At 47.6% G+C, this 16,700-nt stretch carries 13 protein-coding genes; 8 read left to right on the forward strand and 5 right to left on the reverse strand.

Annotation, left to right across the window (positions count from 1 at the left end):
• Positions 1-29: 29 nt before the first annotated feature.
• The 6 genes from H608_RS0107905 to H608_RS21665 all read left to right on the forward strand — a co-directional run bounded on the left by H608_RS0107905 (position 30) and on the right by H608_RS21665 (position 5,681).
• Positions 30-446: an SMI1/KNR4 family protein gene (locus H608_RS0107905; RefSeq protein WP_281169174.1), complete on the forward strand. Its 417-nt coding sequence runs from the start codon at positions 30-32 to the stop codon at positions 444-446.
• A gap of 166 nt (positions 447-612) precedes the next feature.
• On the forward strand, positions 613-1,239 hold the full coding sequence (locus H608_RS0107910) for a hypothetical protein (RefSeq protein WP_155990091.1): 627 nt from the start codon (positions 613-615) through the stop codon (positions 1,237-1,239).
• 197 nt (positions 1,240-1,436) lie between these two features.
• Positions 1,437-1,910, forward strand: coding sequence for a hypothetical protein (locus H608_RS0107915; protein WP_028787207.1), 474 nt, complete (start codon positions 1,437-1,439; stop codon positions 1,908-1,910).
• 221 nt (positions 1,911-2,131) lie between these two features.
• On the forward strand, positions 2,132-2,737 hold the full coding sequence (locus H608_RS0107920; protein WP_038007738.1) for a hypothetical protein: 606 nt from the start codon (positions 2,132-2,134) through the stop codon (positions 2,735-2,737).
• A gap of 77 nt (positions 2,738-2,814) precedes the next feature.
• The gene (locus H608_RS23520; RefSeq protein WP_051268128.1) at positions 2,815-4,185 is read left to right on the forward strand and encodes a glycine-rich domain-containing protein; all 1,371 of its coding nucleotides are present in this window, start codon (positions 2,815-2,817) and stop codon (positions 4,183-4,185) included.
• Between the two features lie 377 nt (positions 4,186-4,562).
• Positions 4,563-5,681 (forward strand): PSP1 domain-containing protein, encoded by a 1,119-nt coding sequence (locus H608_RS21665; RefSeq protein WP_245565736.1) that lies wholly within the window; start codon positions 4,563-4,565, stop codon positions 5,679-5,681.
• 475 nt (positions 5,682-6,156) lie between these two features.
• Here the strand turns inward: H608_RS21665 and H608_RS21670 are convergent, their stop codons facing one another.
• Entirely contained in the window at positions 6,157-9,105 is a 2,949-nt protein-coding gene (locus H608_RS21670; RefSeq protein WP_051268135.1) for a serine hydrolase domain-containing protein, read from the reverse strand.
• A gap of 302 nt (positions 9,106-9,407) precedes the next feature.
• Between H608_RS21670 and mutL the strand changes: the two genes are divergently transcribed.
• Complete coding sequence (mutL, locus tag H608_RS0107940) at positions 9,408-11,240, forward strand: DNA mismatch repair endonuclease MutL (RefSeq protein WP_028787209.1); 1,833 nt, start codon at positions 9,408-9,410, stop codon at positions 11,238-11,240.
• Here mutL and H608_RS0107945 read toward each other — a convergent pair whose 3' ends face one another.
• The 3 genes from H608_RS0107945 to H608_RS0107955 all read right to left on the reverse strand — a co-directional run bounded on the left by H608_RS0107945 (position 11,241) and on the right by H608_RS0107955 (position 14,890).
• Positions 11,241-12,533, reverse strand: a complete 1,293-nt coding sequence (locus H608_RS0107945) for a D-alanyl-D-alanine carboxypeptidase/D-alanyl-D-alanine-endopeptidase (RefSeq protein ID WP_028787210.1) — start codon at positions 12,531-12,533, stop codon at positions 11,241-11,243.
• 131 nt (positions 12,534-12,664) lie between these two features.
• Positions 12,665-13,711 (reverse strand): Gfo/Idh/MocA family oxidoreductase, encoded by a 1,047-nt coding sequence (locus H608_RS0107950; protein WP_028787211.1) that lies wholly within the window; start codon positions 13,709-13,711, stop codon positions 12,665-12,667.
• 42 nt (positions 13,712-13,753) lie between these two features.
• Positions 13,754-14,890 carry a formimidoylglutamase gene (locus H608_RS0107955; RefSeq protein ID WP_028787212.1) on the reverse strand — a complete coding sequence of 379 codons (1,137 nt, stop codon included), beginning with the start codon at positions 14,888-14,890 and terminating at the stop codon, positions 13,754-13,756.
• 111 nt (positions 14,891-15,001) lie between these two features.
• On the opposite strand from H608_RS0107955, the gene pheS reads away from it, so the two are divergent.
• Entirely contained in the window at positions 15,002-16,030 is a 1,029-nt protein-coding gene (gene pheS / locus H608_RS0107960; RefSeq protein ID WP_028787213.1) for a phenylalanine--tRNA ligase subunit alpha, read from the forward strand.
• On the opposite strand, the gene H608_RS0107965 is transcribed toward pheS, so the two are convergent.
• A complete protein-coding gene (locus tag H608_RS0107965) occupies positions 16,018-16,662 on the reverse strand; it encodes a hypothetical protein (RefSeq protein WP_155990092.1) in 645 nt (214 codons plus the stop codon). The two genes, pheS and H608_RS0107965, sit on opposite strands and share 13 nt — an antisense overlap.
• Positions 16,663-16,700 lie beyond the last annotated feature (38 nt).

A 16,700-nucleotide genomic window follows, 5' to 3' on the forward strand; every position in this document is an offset into this window, starting at 1 on the left:
CAAAAATGAATATAAAGTATCTTCAAAAAATGCAGACCACAAATACGATATCCAATATTTATAATGAGGGCATGACAGAAGCAGAGATTAGAGATTTGGAAATGCAGGTAGGGCTAACATTTCCGCAAGCCTATAAAGAATTTCTCTATATCGGTGGTAGGGTAGCCAATATGCTGGCAGCGTCTGATAATGCTGTTGTCGATGGCGAATGGAAAGAAATGATGGAGATCGCGCAGGAGGAGCTCTCCGAAAAAGAGATAAAATTGAACAATGCATTCTGGGTGTTTTCGAGTTATGAGCCGGAACAATTTCTGTTTTATTATTTTGATGAAGGAGAAAACCCCCCGGTTTATCGTTATGATGATGGAAATATTCAGCAGGTGAATAACTCTTTTAGCGATTTTATTAACGATACAATCGACTATCGTAAGACCAATGGCTATTAATAGGTCGTTGTTCGAAGTCATAAGAGCCCTTAAGAATTATGAGGCTTAAATTAATTATAACTCTACTCCCTTACACAGGCTGCTGTGCGACTTATTGACGGGGTGTTAATGCTTGCTTTCCGTGAGGTTGATGGCCACTGGTGCCAGCAAACAATTAACATCTTTTGTGCGAAAGCAAATCAATCTCATAGCTTTATTTGACCGGGAAAAAGGCGATGAGTTAGGAATAATAAGAATGGCTTCTGTAAATGCTCGCGCTGCGCTTTGGAAGAGGAAAAATACTAGTATGAACTTCGAGCAAAAAATAAATTATATAGAAAGAGAAAACTTTGTTCGTTTCACGAATTGTCATGCATTTGCAGATATAAGTAGTGAGCTTAAAATGTTCTTGCAAGAAACAGGTTTTTACAGTGATAAGATGGCTTATCCGTATTTTACAGCTACCGGTACGTTACAATCTGTATCCCCAAAAATTATTGAGCTGGCATCGAATCGGATTGGACGTAAATTATGCATTGATTTAAACAATAATGAACGGCTTGTCGTATTCAATCCTCAAGACGGTGAAGTAACAGTTGTAAATAGTAATCTCAAAAATTATATTGAATGCCTTTATGCAATGCGATACTTTTCTGAAGAGATCGAAGGTGAAGATGTGTTTGGTGATTATGATACGAATGCTAAAAAATACGCAAGAAAGTTACTGGAATTATTTAATGTGATAGAGGGAGATATCAGGAGTTTCCCTTTATGGTATATCCAAGTTCATGAACGTGAGATTGGAACGTTGTAATATTTTGCCCCAACCCCGCTCACCGCGGGGTTTGTTTTTGCCCGACATTAGCGTCTTTCAGGCTGTGTGAACTAGAATCACTGATCCGTATACTCGCCTTTGCTCGTGGTGTCTTTCAGGTTAATTATACTTTTATAATCCGCCTCAGGAGTGGGCAGACATAATGGACGTTGTGAGACCGGGGCATCATTCAGCGTTTGAAAGAAGAACTGGCGAAAACAGAGGGTGGCCGGGAATTTCTGGCGATATGGGAGAAAGTATACATAATCGGCGGTATTGTAACGGCGGGGCCGCTGGTTATAACTGGTCTTATTGACGGGCGTGTTAGTGAAGGAATCTCGGAATCTGAGATTGAGCAATTCGAAAAGGAAGGCGGTAAAAAAATTCCGTTGGAGCATGCTGTGGCTGGTGAAGACTGGAAACAGTTGCAACAAGGTGCGAAAGCACATCTAGCCAAAACAGAACTCGAGGTGTCTGCAGACTATTGGGCCTTCTGCAGTTTGTATGGTGGAGAGCAATTTTTCTTTTTTTATTTTGGCGGTGGTGATGACCCCGTGACCTACATCTTCGAAGGCGATAGATACTCTACACCAGAGATAAAGAGTGAAAAACAAACGTTCAGTCAGTTCGTAGAATGGTATATCGATTATCGTCAGACAAATGGGTATTGATCAACATGGTCTCTCCGAAAGAGTACGAGTAGTATCTCCTTATCGCTGTTACTCAGCAGTTTCACAGTTCGATATTATCCAATAGCAGAGCACGGCCAGGGGAGCAAAAGAAAGAGTTTAAGACGGTGCTCCTCGTCGAACTTTTTATACGGGAAAATAAACTTTACTGGCTAATCCCGCACTGTGCGGGGTAGTTTTTCTCCTCCATTCCTTATTTTTACGTGAACCATTCACCACCCCATGAACCAGCAGCTTTTGAAAGGAGTGACAACCAGGCCGGGAGGGCTGGAGAATTTGCTAAGCTTTTGAATAGTAACATGAATAACATAACATTGGAAAGTAAAATAGATTTTTTAGGCCGGGAGAAGTTCGTGAAGTTCACTAACACAGCTGAATTTTTAATGTTAAGCCAACCACTGCGCGAGCTTTTGGCAACCAAGGGCGTTTATAGCAACTCGAGGGAGCTGCCATATGTTGCTACATCAGGTCAGCTGAGAGATATTGGCAAAGGGTTAATTGAGTTTGGTAAAAATGATATCAGAGATCAATTTTGTATTGATACAGAAAATAGTAATAGGATTGTTTCCATCTGTCCGGATCATACTGATCTTATTAATAGCTCTTTTGAAAATTATATCAACTGCATTTACGCCTTGCAATATTTTAGCCAGGAAATCGTAGGAAAGCGTGTACTCGGCGATTATCGTAAAAATAATACACGGTATGCCCGGAAATTATTAGATATGTTTAACGAAATCGAAGGAGACATCAATTTATACCCGATTTGGGCAGTGCAGGTTGATGAACGCGAAGCCGGGGTATTATAATTTTTCCCAAACAAATCCCAAACCCCGCCGACCGCGGGGTTTGTTTTTGCGCCGCCATCCATTTATTTTTACGCAGCATGAACCAAAATCGCTGGAACGATATACTCGCTTTCGACCTCGATGATCCTCCGGGAGAATATAGTTTTTCTATCCGCCTCGCCGCCGAAAATTACTGGACAAGATCATTCACCGAACAGGCCATTCTCGAGTATAAAAAGTTCATGTACCTGGCCGCTACCTCCGATACGTTGGTATCGCCCTCCGGTATCGTTGATGAAGTATGGCATCAGCACCTCGTCTTCACAAAATCCTATCATGATTTTTGCGAAGTACTCGGTAAACAAATCCAACACGTGCCTTCCACACGCAACAGGGAAGAGTTTCAAAAATTTCAACAGGCTAAAGAACGCACCGCCCAACTTTACGAGGAAACATTTGGTCCCCAACCAGTAAATATCTGGGCTTACAACGGTATGTTCGAAAGCCTCCATCTTCCCAAAGCTAAATTGAAGATCAGAGCGTTTCTGGTAATCGGCATATTGGCATTGATCGGACTTACCATACCCGCTTATTTTTTATTACAACCATTCTATATAAAAATACCTAACCCGGATTTTGTGTATGGTTTGCTGTTCTTCTCCCTAACTGTTTTATTGCTGCTTGAATTTTATAACAGAGCAATACTTAAGAAAATGGTATCCGGCTTCGATCGGTCGTCCTTCGTTTTTGACCTCTATCCATTCGAACTGATTTATCTGAAGACACGGGATTTGTCCAATGTTGTACATGGAGCCGTCAGTGAACTGGTAGACAAAGGAAAGGTGCTCGTCAAAAATCATTACTCCGTACAGCTATCCGACAATGAGCAAACCCTTAGCCAGGAACAACGGCAGATAACCTCCCTGCTATCCCCTGATGAAAGCACACACTATCCCAATCTGATGCGGGCCCTGCTTTTTAAGCCCGTTTTTTCAAATATCGCCGGGTCAATGGAGGCCTTTCGTAAATACTTTATCAAATCAAGGAGATTTGGCCGGCTTTTTTATTTCAATTTCGCAGCCTTATCAACCCTTATTCTGTTATCATTTACCAGGGTAGTTACCGGCACCCTGCGCGAAAAACCTGTTGTTGTAATAACCATGCTCACCTTCGGTCTGATTGTTATCAGCATTGTATTTCTGCTCCGCCTGACCAATCAGGTGGCCACGCTCACAGTTCCCTCAATATATAAAAGCCAGGAAATTCGAACCAGACCAGTAGATAGTAGCTGGCAATGGCAATATTTTCTATTTGGGGCGGCAGTTTTGGCTACAAGTTTCACCTCGCTAATAGAGCGGATGAAACAATCCAGTGTTGGAACTGCAGGATCAGATAACTCCGGATCTTCCTGTGGCTCTTCTTGCGGAAGCAGTTGCGGAAGTTCCTGCGGCGGATGCGGCGGGGATTAAGTCAAAAGCCAAAAAGAGCTATAAGTGAATAAGTCAGTCTCTGAACAGGTTAATGCGGAAAGCATTTATTGACTTATTCACCTATTCACTGATTGCCCCCGGCCGTTTACCCGCTAAACCCTCCACCTGTCCGGTTTCCCCCAAAAAACCTTATTTTTGATAGAATAGGAAGCTGAAGAACCGGCTACGCCGGTCGTGATAAATGACACTTGTGCCGACCGGTCTGTGAGGATAATATTGTTGCACTAACCTGATCTATATATAATACCATGCTTGCCGACCCACGGCATGCACAGGTGTTGTGCAACATTTACATCCCCACTTTTCTTCTTCAACTTCCTGCAAACAATATTTTTACGCATTTTTATTTTTAAGATATGGGATGTAGTAGTTGTGGAACCGCTACCGGGGGCAAACCCGGAGGTTGCAAAAGCAACGGCGGTTGCAGCACAGGCGGTTGTAACCGGATGAACACTTACGACTGGTTGCGCAATATGCCCATGGTAGACCAGGAGAGCTATTGCAAAGTCGTCGAAGTAAGCTTCAATAAAGGAACACGCAAGGATTTTTTCCGTAATACCACCCTTCAGCAGTTCGAAAAAGGCGACCTCATCACCGTGGAAGGAGTCAGCGGTTTCGACGTCGGCGAAATTTCCCTGACCGGCGAAATCGTTCGCCTCCAGATGAAAAAACGCAACGTCCGCGAGGAAAATCCTGAAATGAAAAAGGTCCTTCGTTACGCCTCCGACCGCGATCTGGATCTCATGAAACAGAACAAGGCCCGTGAACCGGAAGCCGTGATCCGCAGCCGCGCCATCGCCAAACAACTCAAACTGGACATGAAGATCAGCCAGGTAGAGATGCAGGCCGACGGACGCAAGGCAACTTTCTTTTACATCGCCGACGGCCGTGTCGATTTCCGCGAACTCATCAAAGTTTACGCCTCCGAGTTTAAAGTAAAAGTGGAAATGCGCCAGATCGGTGCACGCCAGGAAGCCGGAAAAGTAGGCGGTATCGGCAGTTGCGGCCGCGAACTTTGCTGCAGCACATGGCTCACCGATTTCAAATCGGTGAACACGACCATGGCCCGCTACCAAAACCTGTCCATCAACCAGACCAAACTCAGCGGTCAGTGCGGCCGCCTGAAATGTTGTCTGAATTATGAACTCGATACCTACCTCGATGCTTTGCAGCATTTCCCCAACAACTGCGATACCATCCAGGTAGCCAAAGGCACGGCCTATCTCGTTAAAAAAGATATTTTCAAAAACCTTATGTGGTATTCCATCCAGGGAAGCACCACGCAATATCCGCTTGCTATCGACAGCGTAAAACGGATCAAATCGCAAAACCAGCAGGGCATCATCCCCGAAGAACTCGAAACAGTAGAGGTTACTTCCAATAAACCGAAAGAAGTAGAACCGGAGTTCGTAGATGTAGTGGGACAAATCAGCCTGCGCAGCCTCGAGAAAGCCGATCGTAAACGCCGCCATTAGCAAAAAGCCAAACAACAGGGCGGCGGACAAAGACTTTCTTCAGAAGGTAGCCGTCCACCGCAAAGACAAGGCGGCGAGGGCAAGCAGCAACAGGGAAACAACCCACAGCAAAACCGGCAGCAGCGCCCCAATCCCAACCAGCAGCAACAACAACGTCGCTCCGGCGGACAGGGCGGACAACAACAGAAACCGGCAAACGAAGGTCAGCAGAAATCAGGAGGGCGCAATCAGCAACAGCCGCAACAAAGAGGTCAACGCCCGCCGCGCGCCCAGGGAGGTGGCAATCAATCGCGACCCAATAATAATAACAATAAACAGACGCCGCCGAAGGAAGGCTAAACAGCCGTTATAAGTTTTAAGCGTCGCTCTGAGCTTGCCCGAAGTTTCGGGCGAAGAGTAATAGGTTATAAGTAAACAGCCATGGAGCCTCAGGCACCATGACTGTTTTATTGACGATTGACGATTCACTGATTGCCTACTTCACCTGTGGCTCAAATCCCGGACCCGTTGCCGGGGAATCAAGCAGCACCCGATACAACTCATCCTGAACTTTCCCTCTTACACCCAGGTTCGACAACTTTGAATTATTACGCGTTGGATAAACACGGTTAGATAAAAAGATATAGAGAATATTATACTGCGGATCCACCCACACACAAGTGCCTGTATAACCGGTATGGCCAAAGGTCATCGGCGATACGCGCACCGATGGATAAGGATCTTTGCGGGTGGCATTGTCTTTTTCCGGTTTGTCGAATCCCAGACCGCGACGGCTGATATCACTTTTATAGGCGGTGAATTCGCGGATCGTTTCCAGCTTCAGCAATCGCTGGCCATTTAACTCGCCTCCATTCAACATCATCTGATACATTTTTCCCAAATCGTATGCGCTGGAGAAAAGCCCCGCATGACCGGCCACGCCGCCAAACATCGACGCTCCTTCATCATGTACATCGCCACGCAATAGTTGCATCCGGAAAAAATCATCACGTTCTGTCGGAATAATGCGTGCGGGAGGGAAACGGTCCAGCGGATGATAACCCGTGGTCACCATGTTCATTTTATCATAGAAGCTTTCCTTTACATATTGATCCAGCGGCTTGCCGCTGATCGCCTCCACAATTTTTCCCAGGAAAATAAAATCGTTGTCGCTGTAAACGTATTTGTTCTTGTCGCCAAGCGGACTGTCCAATATACGTTTGCGGATGGTGTCCTGCCAGTCGGCACGAATATACATGTGTTCGGCTACGCGCAGAGGAAAGCGATCGGATGGCAACGCGGCATAGATCGAGGTATCGGGACGGCCGGTTGCCTTGTCCATCGTTTCCTTATAAAATTGTATAAAGGAAACCAACCCTGCCTGGTGCAGCAGGATGTCCTCAATTTTCAACTTGGCCTTATTCGTTTTTTTTACCCAGGACAGGTAATCACTCAGTTTTTTTTTTAATTCGAGATCGCCGTCTTCGTAAAGTTTCATCACTGAAAGCGTGGTCGCCGATATTTTGGTCACCGAAGCAAGATCGAAGATGTCATCGAGCTGTACCGCAGGCGATGGTTCATATTCCTGCGTGCCAAATGCTTTGTGGTATACGATCTCACCGTCTTTTGCGGCTAATACCACGCATCCGGGAAATGCTTTTTTGGCAATGCCGTCATTCACGATCGAGTCGATTGCTTTGAAGCGTTCGCCACCAACAGGGAAAAGATGTGTTTCTCCTAATTGCAGTTGAATGCCGTCGCCATATTTCCAGTTGCACACACGTACAGGAAGTTTTCCTTCGGCTACAAATTGTCCCTGCAGCCAGTCGGCGGCATTGTTTTGAAAAATATCATCATTCTCCTGGCAGGCAACCAGTGTATGGGCCTGGCAGAAATTGGCAACGGATAGTACGTTTCCAAACACCATCGTAATAGAACGGTCGGTGTTGAGTTGCTGCCAGAACTTGATCGCATTGGCGCTGATGCCAAAATTGTTGGAGCGGCCGAGATTGATATTGTGTATGCCGATTACTACCGCATCATATTTACCTTCCTGGATGGTTTTCACGATGGTGCCGCCTTTGGGCAGGTCATCTTTATTGCTAAAGAAATAAGTGTCCGCACCCAGGTCATCTTTCAAACGCTGGCCGAAGGCGTTGATTTCCGACGTGCCGATTCCTACGTATGCGATCTTCTGTGTTTTTTTCAGTGGCAGCTGCATATAATCGTTGCGGAAAGTTGTTGGATTTACCATCTTCAGCAACGTAAGTGTTTTGCGTGCCGCTTCTTTGCGGATGGCATCCGTTTTCGCATTGAGTTCTTCTGTAAGATTCTCCAGGCTCACACGTTGCTCCTGGTTGAGCCCCAGGCGATATTTTTCACGCAGTACTTTTTTACATTTTTCATCGATCTGGTCCCAGGTGAGTTTTTTGTCCTTGATGGCCTTCCTGATCGCATCGATGGATTCGGGCACACTGGCAGGAAGACACAGCATATCATTGCCAGCGATCAACGCTTCAACAGCGATGGTGCCGCCGGGAAAATATTTTGCCACGCCTTTCATTTCCAATGCATCGGTAAATGTCAGTCCCTGGAATCCGAGGTCGTTACGCAGAATACCGGTCACACTGTTTTTGGAAATGGAGGTTGCGCGGTTCGGTGTGTTATCAATCGAAGGAATAGACAAATGCGCCACCATCACACTGGCCACACCGGCTTTGATGAGCGCGCGGAAAGGTACCAGCTCCAGCGAATCCAACTGACTGCGTACTTTTTTTATAACGGGCAGATCGAAGTGTGAGTCCACATCTACATCACCATGACCGGGAAAGTGTTTGGCGCAAGCCATGATACCCGCGTCCTGCATACCGCGCATGTACGCGATACCGAGTGCGGTTACCTTGTCTTTGTCTTCACCGAAAGAACGGTAACCGATCACGGGGTTATTGGGATTGTTGTTGATGTCTACAACCGGTGCATAGTTCACATGCACACCAAGACGTTTATGTTGCTCTCCTACTGCAAGCCCCATGCGGTAGACCAATCCGGTATCGGATGTGGCGCCGAGTGTGAGTTGGTAAGGAAAACGGGTTACGCTGTCGAGGCGCATACCCAGGCCATATTCACCATCGATGGTCACCATCAGCGGCGTTTTGGCGATCTGCTGGTAGTAATTGGTCAGGTTGGCCTGCCGGACCGGACCACCCTGGAAAAAACAGAGGGCACCGACATTATATTTCTGAATATCATTCGCCACTTTGGCCACATGATCCGGACCGAGATTGGAATGAGCGCGGATCACCATCAATTGGGCAATCCTTTCATCCTTGCTGAGTTTTTTAAAAACACTGTCTACCCACTTTTCTTCGGAAAGACGGCTGTGGTACTGTGCCTGTGCAAACAAGGGTGCGAGAAAAAAAATTGCGAGTAATTTGCTGATCCTCATGTCAAAAAAGTGTTGTTTAGCCAATGCGGGGAAAAAATAAAAATAGGTCATTTAACTCATTGATCGGGATTGCAATTCATTAAAAAATGCCAAAAATCTATGCCGGAAATTGCGGGCGCTCTTGCGCTGCAACCCTTGTCTGACTTAAGTTTTCACCTGTTTGCCCATCATTTGCCGCGTGGGTGGTTGTGTTTATTGCGTTAGCAGGGATGCGGATTGATGCGGGAAGTGGTAAAAAACAAAGCGCCCGCTTCAGCTTGCGGGCGTTTATCCTACATTTGTAGCTTAAATTTTTGTCATCGGTGGCGGATAAGATTGTTTTATTACCGGATAATATTGCGAACCAGATTGCGGCGGGAGAAGTGATTCAGCGTCCGGCAAGTGCTGTGAAGGAGTTATTGGAAAATGCGGTGGACGCGGGTGCCACCGAAATCAAACTGATTATCCAGGATGCAGGCAAAGCCCTTCTGCAGGTGATCGACAACGGCTCCGGCATGAGCGAAACGGACGCGCGCATGTGTTTCGAACGGCACGCTACTTCCAAGATCCGTAACATCGACGACCTTTTTCATATCCGCACGATGGGCTTCCGCGGTGAAGCGCTCGCCTCCATCGCCGCCGTGGCACAGGTGGAACTCAAAACAAAAAGAGAACAGGACGAATCCGGTACCTACATCGAAGTAGACAATAGCACTGTGCGCCGCCAGGAACCGGTTGCCGCGGCCACCGGCACCAGCATCGCCATGAAGAACCTGTTCTTCAACGTACCTGCCAGGAGAAATTTTTTGAAAAGCAATGCCGCCGAAATGCGTCACATCGTGGATGAGTTCACGCGTGTGGCGATGTCGTTTCCCCATATTCTTTTTACCCTTACCAGCAACGGGCAGCAACTGTTTCACCTCGAAGCAGGCAGTCTGAAACAACGCATCGTACAATTGCTCGGCAATAACTATCAAACCAAAATGGTAACGGTAAAAGAAGATACCGATTACATGAACATCTATGGTTTTGCGGGCAAACCGGAAACAGCTAAAAAAACCAGGGGAGATCAATACTTTTTCGTCAACAACCGGTTTATCAAAAGCGGTTACCTGCATCATGCGTTGATGAGTGCTTACCAGGAGATGATCCCGGCAGACAGCTTTCCCATGTATGTATTGTTCATCGATCTCGATCCCACGCAGGTGGACGTGAACGTGCATCCGACCAAACAGGAGATCAAGTTTGAAGACGAAAAAATTGTATATGCTTTTGTGCAGGCGGCCGTTAAACATGCGCTCGCACAATACAGTGTAACTCCCGCACTCGACTTTGATCTCGATGCTTCCATTCAGCAATTGTCATCTATTCAACAGCCGTTTACCGATGAAAGAAAAAGTTCGGCCTCTTCCACATCGTTGTTCCAGGGCTTTACGCAAAAGAACCAGGCCCACCTGATCGAAAAGAATTCGGAAGGACTGCGTCACTGGAAAGATCTTTATGAAGCGCCGAAAGTACCGCAGCCGATAGAAAAAGAATTTCCGGAGGAAATACCGGCAGCATTACACGCTGCGCCGGCGGGCATTGCGGACGATGCGGAACTCTTTCAAATCCAGAATACCTATATCGTGTTCCCGTCTGCGCGCGGGTTTCTGCTGATCCATCAGCAAGCGGCGCACGAGCGGATCTTATACGAACAACTTACGAAGGCCAGCGCCGCATCACCGATCGCCATGCAGCAAAGTCTGTTCCCGGCAACACTGGAGCTGACGCCCTCCGATGCGGTGATATTGGAAGAACTGATTCCCGATTTGCGGGAATTAGGTTATCTCGTGGAGCCGTTTGGCAAACATACATTCCTGATACAGGGATCGCCTGCCGACCTTGGGCATGGCAATGAAAAGCATATAGTAGATATGCTGATAGAGCAATACAAACACTTCAGTTCGGAGCTTAAATTTTCCCGCAGGGAAAAATTGATCCGCTCCCTGGCGCGGCAGCAGGCGGTGAAGGGAGGCACGCGGTTAACCGAGCGCGAAATGCGTCAACTCATCAATGATCTGTTTACCTGTGAGATCGCCAATACATCGCCGGAAGGCAACCCGGTATTCCTGGAGTTCCGGCAGGAGCAACTGGAAAAAATGTTTGGCCGCTGATCAGTAACGCCGTCTTACTTCCTGTAAAAATTTCTCTACCGCCCTGCGTACTTCCGTAGCAGAAGCCTGGTGATTATTCACAATTACTGAGAAGATCAGTTGTTTACCTTTTTGTGTGTACATAAAACCACTCAACGCCACAACGCCGGAGAGGGTTCCTGTTTTTGCATAAAAATAACCACTGTCCTGTTTGTAATAGCTGCTGATGGTTCCCTGTCCGCCGGTCGCAAAAATGCCTTTGATGCGTTCCATTCCGAAATCATTGCGCATGCGGTCGAGTATCGTCACAAAATCGCGCGGGCTGAAAAGATTGTAACGGCTAAGTCCCGATCCATCGACCCAGCGTGGAGGTTGCGGAAGATCTTTGAGTGCCGATTTTAATAAGGTATCGATCACCCTGTAATCACTCATTACACCGAGCAACCGGTCGCTGACCATCAGGAGGCTTTGCTCTGCAAAAAAATTATCACTGCGGTGCATCATCGGGCGCAGCATGCTATCGGCGGGCTGCGAATGAATCACGTTATATACCGGCATTTTTTCATTGGTAACGGCGCGCATCGCAACTTTTCGTTTCAGCATATTATTCAATATGTCGAGCGACGTGTGATAACCTCTCGTTACGTAAGGAATTTCAGCAGCGCGTAGTTTTTCGCGGCCACTGACAACGGTGAACTTATTCTCGGCCAATTCTCTTTTAACAGAAGAACGTGTTCCGTTTGATAAAGTAAAAGAGTCTTTCAGGAATGCGGGTGCAACGGATAAACTTTCTCCCGGCATCGAAACACGCACGGTGTTTCCGTAGGCAGGCAAAGGGCTTCTTTCCGCCATATAAGGTTCATCATAATCGTTCCACGACCATCCGGAACCCAACGCATTTTCCGACCAATTGCTGGTAAGCCAACGCACGCTGTCGGCGGTCATGATAGATTCGAGGAAACTATATACCGGTTGATTTTTATAATCGCTGTGCAGGAGCGTGGGATCGCCGGTTGCCTGTAAAAGATACCCTTCACCTGTGCGGGAATATTTCAGGCCATCGAGGCTATCGCCCAGGTATTTCATCGCCACATAACAGGTGGGGATCTTAGTGTTGCTGGCCGGTACAAAATATTTATCTCCCTGGTGGTCGTAGATATATTGACCGGTGCCGGCGTCATATATCGAAATGCCCACATGCGCTGTTTTCAACGCGTTTGTATTCAACACTTCTTTTTCCGCCGTGCGGGAAATGTAACGGTTGTTGGAGCACGCGGATAGAAAGATGATAAACAGATAGAAAAATCTTTTCATGCTAATTCAAAATTCAAAAGTCAAAAAAAGAAAAAGAATGAATGGTGAATAGTCAACCGTCAATAAGTGTATAGGCCAATAGCGCTCCCTGTACCATGCTTCATGTATACACGAACGGTACTTAAGACTTATTACTTAAAACTTACAACTTTCCCCTCCATCGCCGCCCGCTCCGCCGCGGCCAGTAATTCCATTGTCTGAACGGCTTCAGCAGCTGGCACTGCATTGGGCGCATTTTCACGCAATGTTTTATAGAGATCCTGGTAGTAGCCCATATAATTACCGGGAGAGGAGGTTGTTTCTTTTCTCACTACCTCATTGCCGATGCGCGTGTGGAGCAATCCATCGGGTTGGGAAGGAGCTGGCACCCAATCTTCCAGTGAAGGTTTTTGCCCGGCGGCCAGCAACTCTTCCTGTACGTCGGAACGTTGCTGGAAGAAACTGCCTTCGGTACCATGAATAATATAAGCGGGATAGGTTTCTCTTGCGAGCATGGTCGATTTCAGGCGCACGCGGAGTTCGGGATAATACAGCAATATTTCAAAATAATCATTCGCCTTTACGCCACTGCGTAAAGTGCGGAGGTCGGCAAATACTTTTTCCGGACGGCCAAAAAGCTGCAATGCCTGATCCGCCAGGTGCGCACCCAAATCATGCAAAGTACCTGATCCGGGAAGATCGCCTTCCTTGTGTTGTTTGCCCGATGCTTCGGGGCGGTAACGATCGTAACGGATCTCGGCTTCCACCACTTTCCCCAATAATTTTTCCCCGATTACTTTTTTTACGGCGCGGTAATCGCAGTCGTAGCGGCGGTTCTGGTACACACTCAGCACCAGGCCTTTTTCTTTAGCGAGATTATCAAGGTCGCGTGCTTCTCCGGGCGTAACGGTAAATGGTTTTTCGGTGACCACGTGTTTGCCTGCGAGCAAAGCGGCGCGGGTGTGTTCAACGTGTAATTGCACGGGCGTGTTGACGATGATCAGTTCCAGCGATTCATCGGCGAGCATCTCTTCCACCGAACGATAGAGAATAGTGTCGGGGTAGAGTTCTCTTGAATCGTTTTTATGTCGTTCCACGATAGCGGCCAGTTCATATCCCGGGTGTGCCTGGAGGAAAGGGGCATGGAATATCTTACCACTCATGCCGAAGGAGGCGATGCCGGTGCGTATTTTTTTCATGATGATACCAGACGTTGTTTAAGTTCAACGTACTGTCCGGTGTCAGCCTCTTTCCTGTGCGCGGATCCATCTTTCAGGGATCTCATTGTTACTGGCGAGGTGATAATCGCGGTAGCTGCAGGCGATAAACCGTTGATCGGGTAATTGCATCCACCAGCGGCCGGTTCTTTTGCTTTGGAGAAAAATGGTTTCTACTTCTGCAAAAGCAGTATGGAATTCGTTGAACGCGTCTCTGTCGTCGAGGGAGGCTTCGCGGCGGCCACGGCTGCGGCCGTCGATGGTATACCACAACATGTGAGCGATCTGCTTGGCAGTCAGTTGCTCATTATCCAGTTGCGGATCATAACCATAAATACCGATGGTATTGACATTGGGACTCATGCCTGCGTGTTGCATCAGTACGCAGGCCTCCTCACCATTGAAGCCATTGGGTGAAAGTTTGGACGCCGGTGCATAGGCACTGGCAATCGCCGATATGTCAAAGGAAAACAACTGGCAGTTGCGGATCACGGGTTCCATTTCTTCTATACGTTCCTTCACATGACCCACGCGGAAACAATCAAACCGGAGTTTGTCCATTGTCTCCAGCATCCGCGGATGTACATAATAGCTTTGAAATCCGATATGGTTGTAGTGCCGCATGAAGTTGGGCTCACCGGTCAGCATTTCCATTAAAAAATGCTGGTGACGGAAAGGAGCTTCCATGTCCAGGTCGATGAGGGCGTCCACGCAGGCCGCTTCGATCACCTGGCGCTTGTCGGCATAAGCATAGTATTGTGCAAGCGTGAGATCGTGCGATCCGCCGAGAATGATAACGGTTTTGCCTTCATTGATCAATTCGGTGATCACCATTTTCAATGCCGCATGCGAATCGTTGTAAGAAGCACCGGTTTTTACATTGCCGATGTCGGCGATGCGCGTGTCGGTATGCCAGAAAAACAATTGATAAAACTGGCGGCGGATCACATCCGGCGCGTCGTTTTCACGGCGCGGCACACCACTTCCCCTGATCTCGCCGCAACCCACGATCACAAAATGTGCTTCGTCCAGGTCGGGGAAACTTTCTTCATATACATCGATAAACTTGCCGAGCTGTCCGTCTTTATAACCCTCGTCGTCGGTAATGGCGGATAAGTTAACCGGAGAAAGGAAATCCGCAATGTTGAGATAGTCTGACATACGGGCTGCAAGATACAGGATTAGCCAATAATTTGAAGACGTGTACTGCCAACGGGTGTTAGCCGCCGGAACGTTACGGGTGTGTTGGCCATTCCTTATCTTTGCTGCCTTATGCAACAGTTGATATCGCAGATCGAGGAATACAAGAAGGAAATGGCCGCCGCTCAGGCCGCAGATGCCAAAGAAGCCGAAGCATTCCGCATTAAATACCTTGGAACAAAAGGGGTGGTAAAAGCCATCATGGGCGAAATGCGCAATGTGGCTGCCGACCAACGTAAAGAGGCCGGACAATTGCTGAATGAATTTAAACAATACGCCGAAGCGCGTTTTGAAGAATTAAAAGCCGGTGTAAGTGGTGATGCAGAACAAACTGCAGCCATCGATCTTTCTCTTCCCGGCGATCCCATTCCTTTGGGCGGCCGTCATCCGATCACGCTGATGCGCAACCGCATTGTGTCTATTTTCCAACGCCTCGGCTTTGCCGTTGCAGAAGGTCCCGAGATCGAAGATGACTGGCACAACTTCGGTGCACTCAATCTGCCCGAACATCACCCTGCACGCGATATGCAGGATACCTTTTATATCCAGCAGAACCCCGACTGGGTTTTGCGCACACATACCAGCAGCGTACAGATCCGCGAAATGGAAAAAGGCAAACTGCCTATCCGTATGCTGATGCCCGGCCGTGTTTACAGAAATGAAACGGTGAGCGCACGCAGTCACTGCTTCTTCCACCAGGTGGAAGGATTGTACATCGACGAGAATGTATCATTCGCCGATCTGAAGCAGACCTTGTATTTCTTCGTAAAAGAAATGTATGGTAAAGATGTGAAAGTGCGTTTCCGCCCGTCTTACTTCCCGTTCACCGAGCCCAGCGCCGAAATGGATGTGACCTGTTTTATCTGCGGCGGCAGCGGTTGTAATATCTGCAAGAAAACCGGATGGGTAGAAATTCTTGGTTGCGGCATGGTACATCCCAACGTATTACAAAACTGCAACATCGACCCCAACAAATACACCGGCTTTGCATTCGGTATGGGCATCGAACGTCCGGCTTTGCTGAAGTATGGCATCAACGATATCCGCCTTTTCAGTGAAAACGATCTTCGCTTCCTGAAACAATTTACTCACGCGGTCTGATCGTCTTGTATCGTCCCATCGGTCCCTGAGGCTCCCGAATGGGCGGTCCCTGAGCCTGTCGAAGGGAGATCCAGTTCCCGCAGCAACAATACCTTGTTTACGGCAAGCATGTATCTGCGTGCAAAATAGGCACTCACGGCAAAGGCGATCACACATAAATAATACCATTCCGTAAACTCGGCCGTCAGTTGCAGGTTCATTTCATTGCTTTTTCCCAGGTCGCCCAGGTCTATTTTTTTTACCGATGATTTTATGTCGATGAACAGAATGATCAGTGCTGTTACACCAGCCAATGCGGCTGCAAAACACCACTGGCCTGCTTTGCGTGATGAACTGAACGATACTCCGAAGCCGGCAATGCCGGCCACCAAAGCGAGGATCGCAAATACATTTGGTTGCGTACGCTTGCCCACGTTTGACTGGTTGCGTTCCAATGAACGATTACCGATGCCCATAAAATCATTGCTGTTTTCAAAACCTGTTACCAGCTGCACACCGGTAACACGTTGCTGAGAGTACATGCAACGGATATTGACAAACGGAAGCACGAAAAGTGCCATGGCAACCAGGAAACTCATATTCAATGGTACTCTCGAGATTGGCCGGCTGGTAGTAGAAGTGGAATGGGTCATAATGGTAGAATGATTGATTCAAGATAGGAGTTTTTTCA

The sequence above is a fragment of the Terrimonas ferruginea DSM 30193 genome (assembly GCF_000425585.1).
Classification (GTDB): domain Bacteria; phylum Bacteroidota; class Bacteroidia; order Chitinophagales; family Chitinophagaceae; genus Terrimonas; species Terrimonas ferruginea.

Excerpts from the sequence above, each read along its gene's own strand:
- H608_RS0107905 (WP_281169174.1), top strand. The coding sequence starts at position 30 with ATGCAGACCACAAATACGATATCCAATATTTATAATGAGGGCATGACA.
- H608_RS23520 (WP_051268128.1), top strand. The coding sequence starts at position 2,815 with ATGAACCAAAATCGCTGGAACGATATACTCGCTTTCGACCTCGATGAT.
- H608_RS21665 (WP_245565736.1), top strand. The coding sequence starts at position 4,563 with ATGGGATGTAGTAGTTGTGGAACCGCTACCGGGGGCAAACCCGGAGGT.
- H608_RS21670 (WP_051268135.1), bottom strand. The coding sequence starts at position 9,105 with ATGAGGATCAGCAAATTACTCGCAATTTTTTTTCTCGCACCCTTGTTT.
- H608_RS0107945 (WP_028787210.1), bottom strand. The coding sequence starts at position 12,533 with ATGAAAAGATTTTTCTATCTGTTTATCATCTTTCTATCCGCGTGCTCC.
- H608_RS0107950 (WP_028787211.1), bottom strand. The coding sequence starts at position 13,711 with ATGAAAAAAATACGCACCGGCATCGCCTCCTTCGGCATGAGTGGTAAG.
- H608_RS0107955 (WP_028787212.1), bottom strand. The coding sequence starts at position 14,890 with ATGTCAGACTATCTCAACATTGCGGATTTCCTTTCTCCGGTTAACTTA.
- pheS (WP_028787213.1), top strand. The coding sequence starts at position 15,002 with ATGCAACAGTTGATATCGCAGATCGAGGAATACAAGAAGGAAATGGCC.
- H608_RS0107965 (WP_155990092.1), bottom strand. The coding sequence starts at position 16,662 with ATGACCCATTCCACTTCTACTACCAGCCGGCCAATCTCGAGAGTACCA.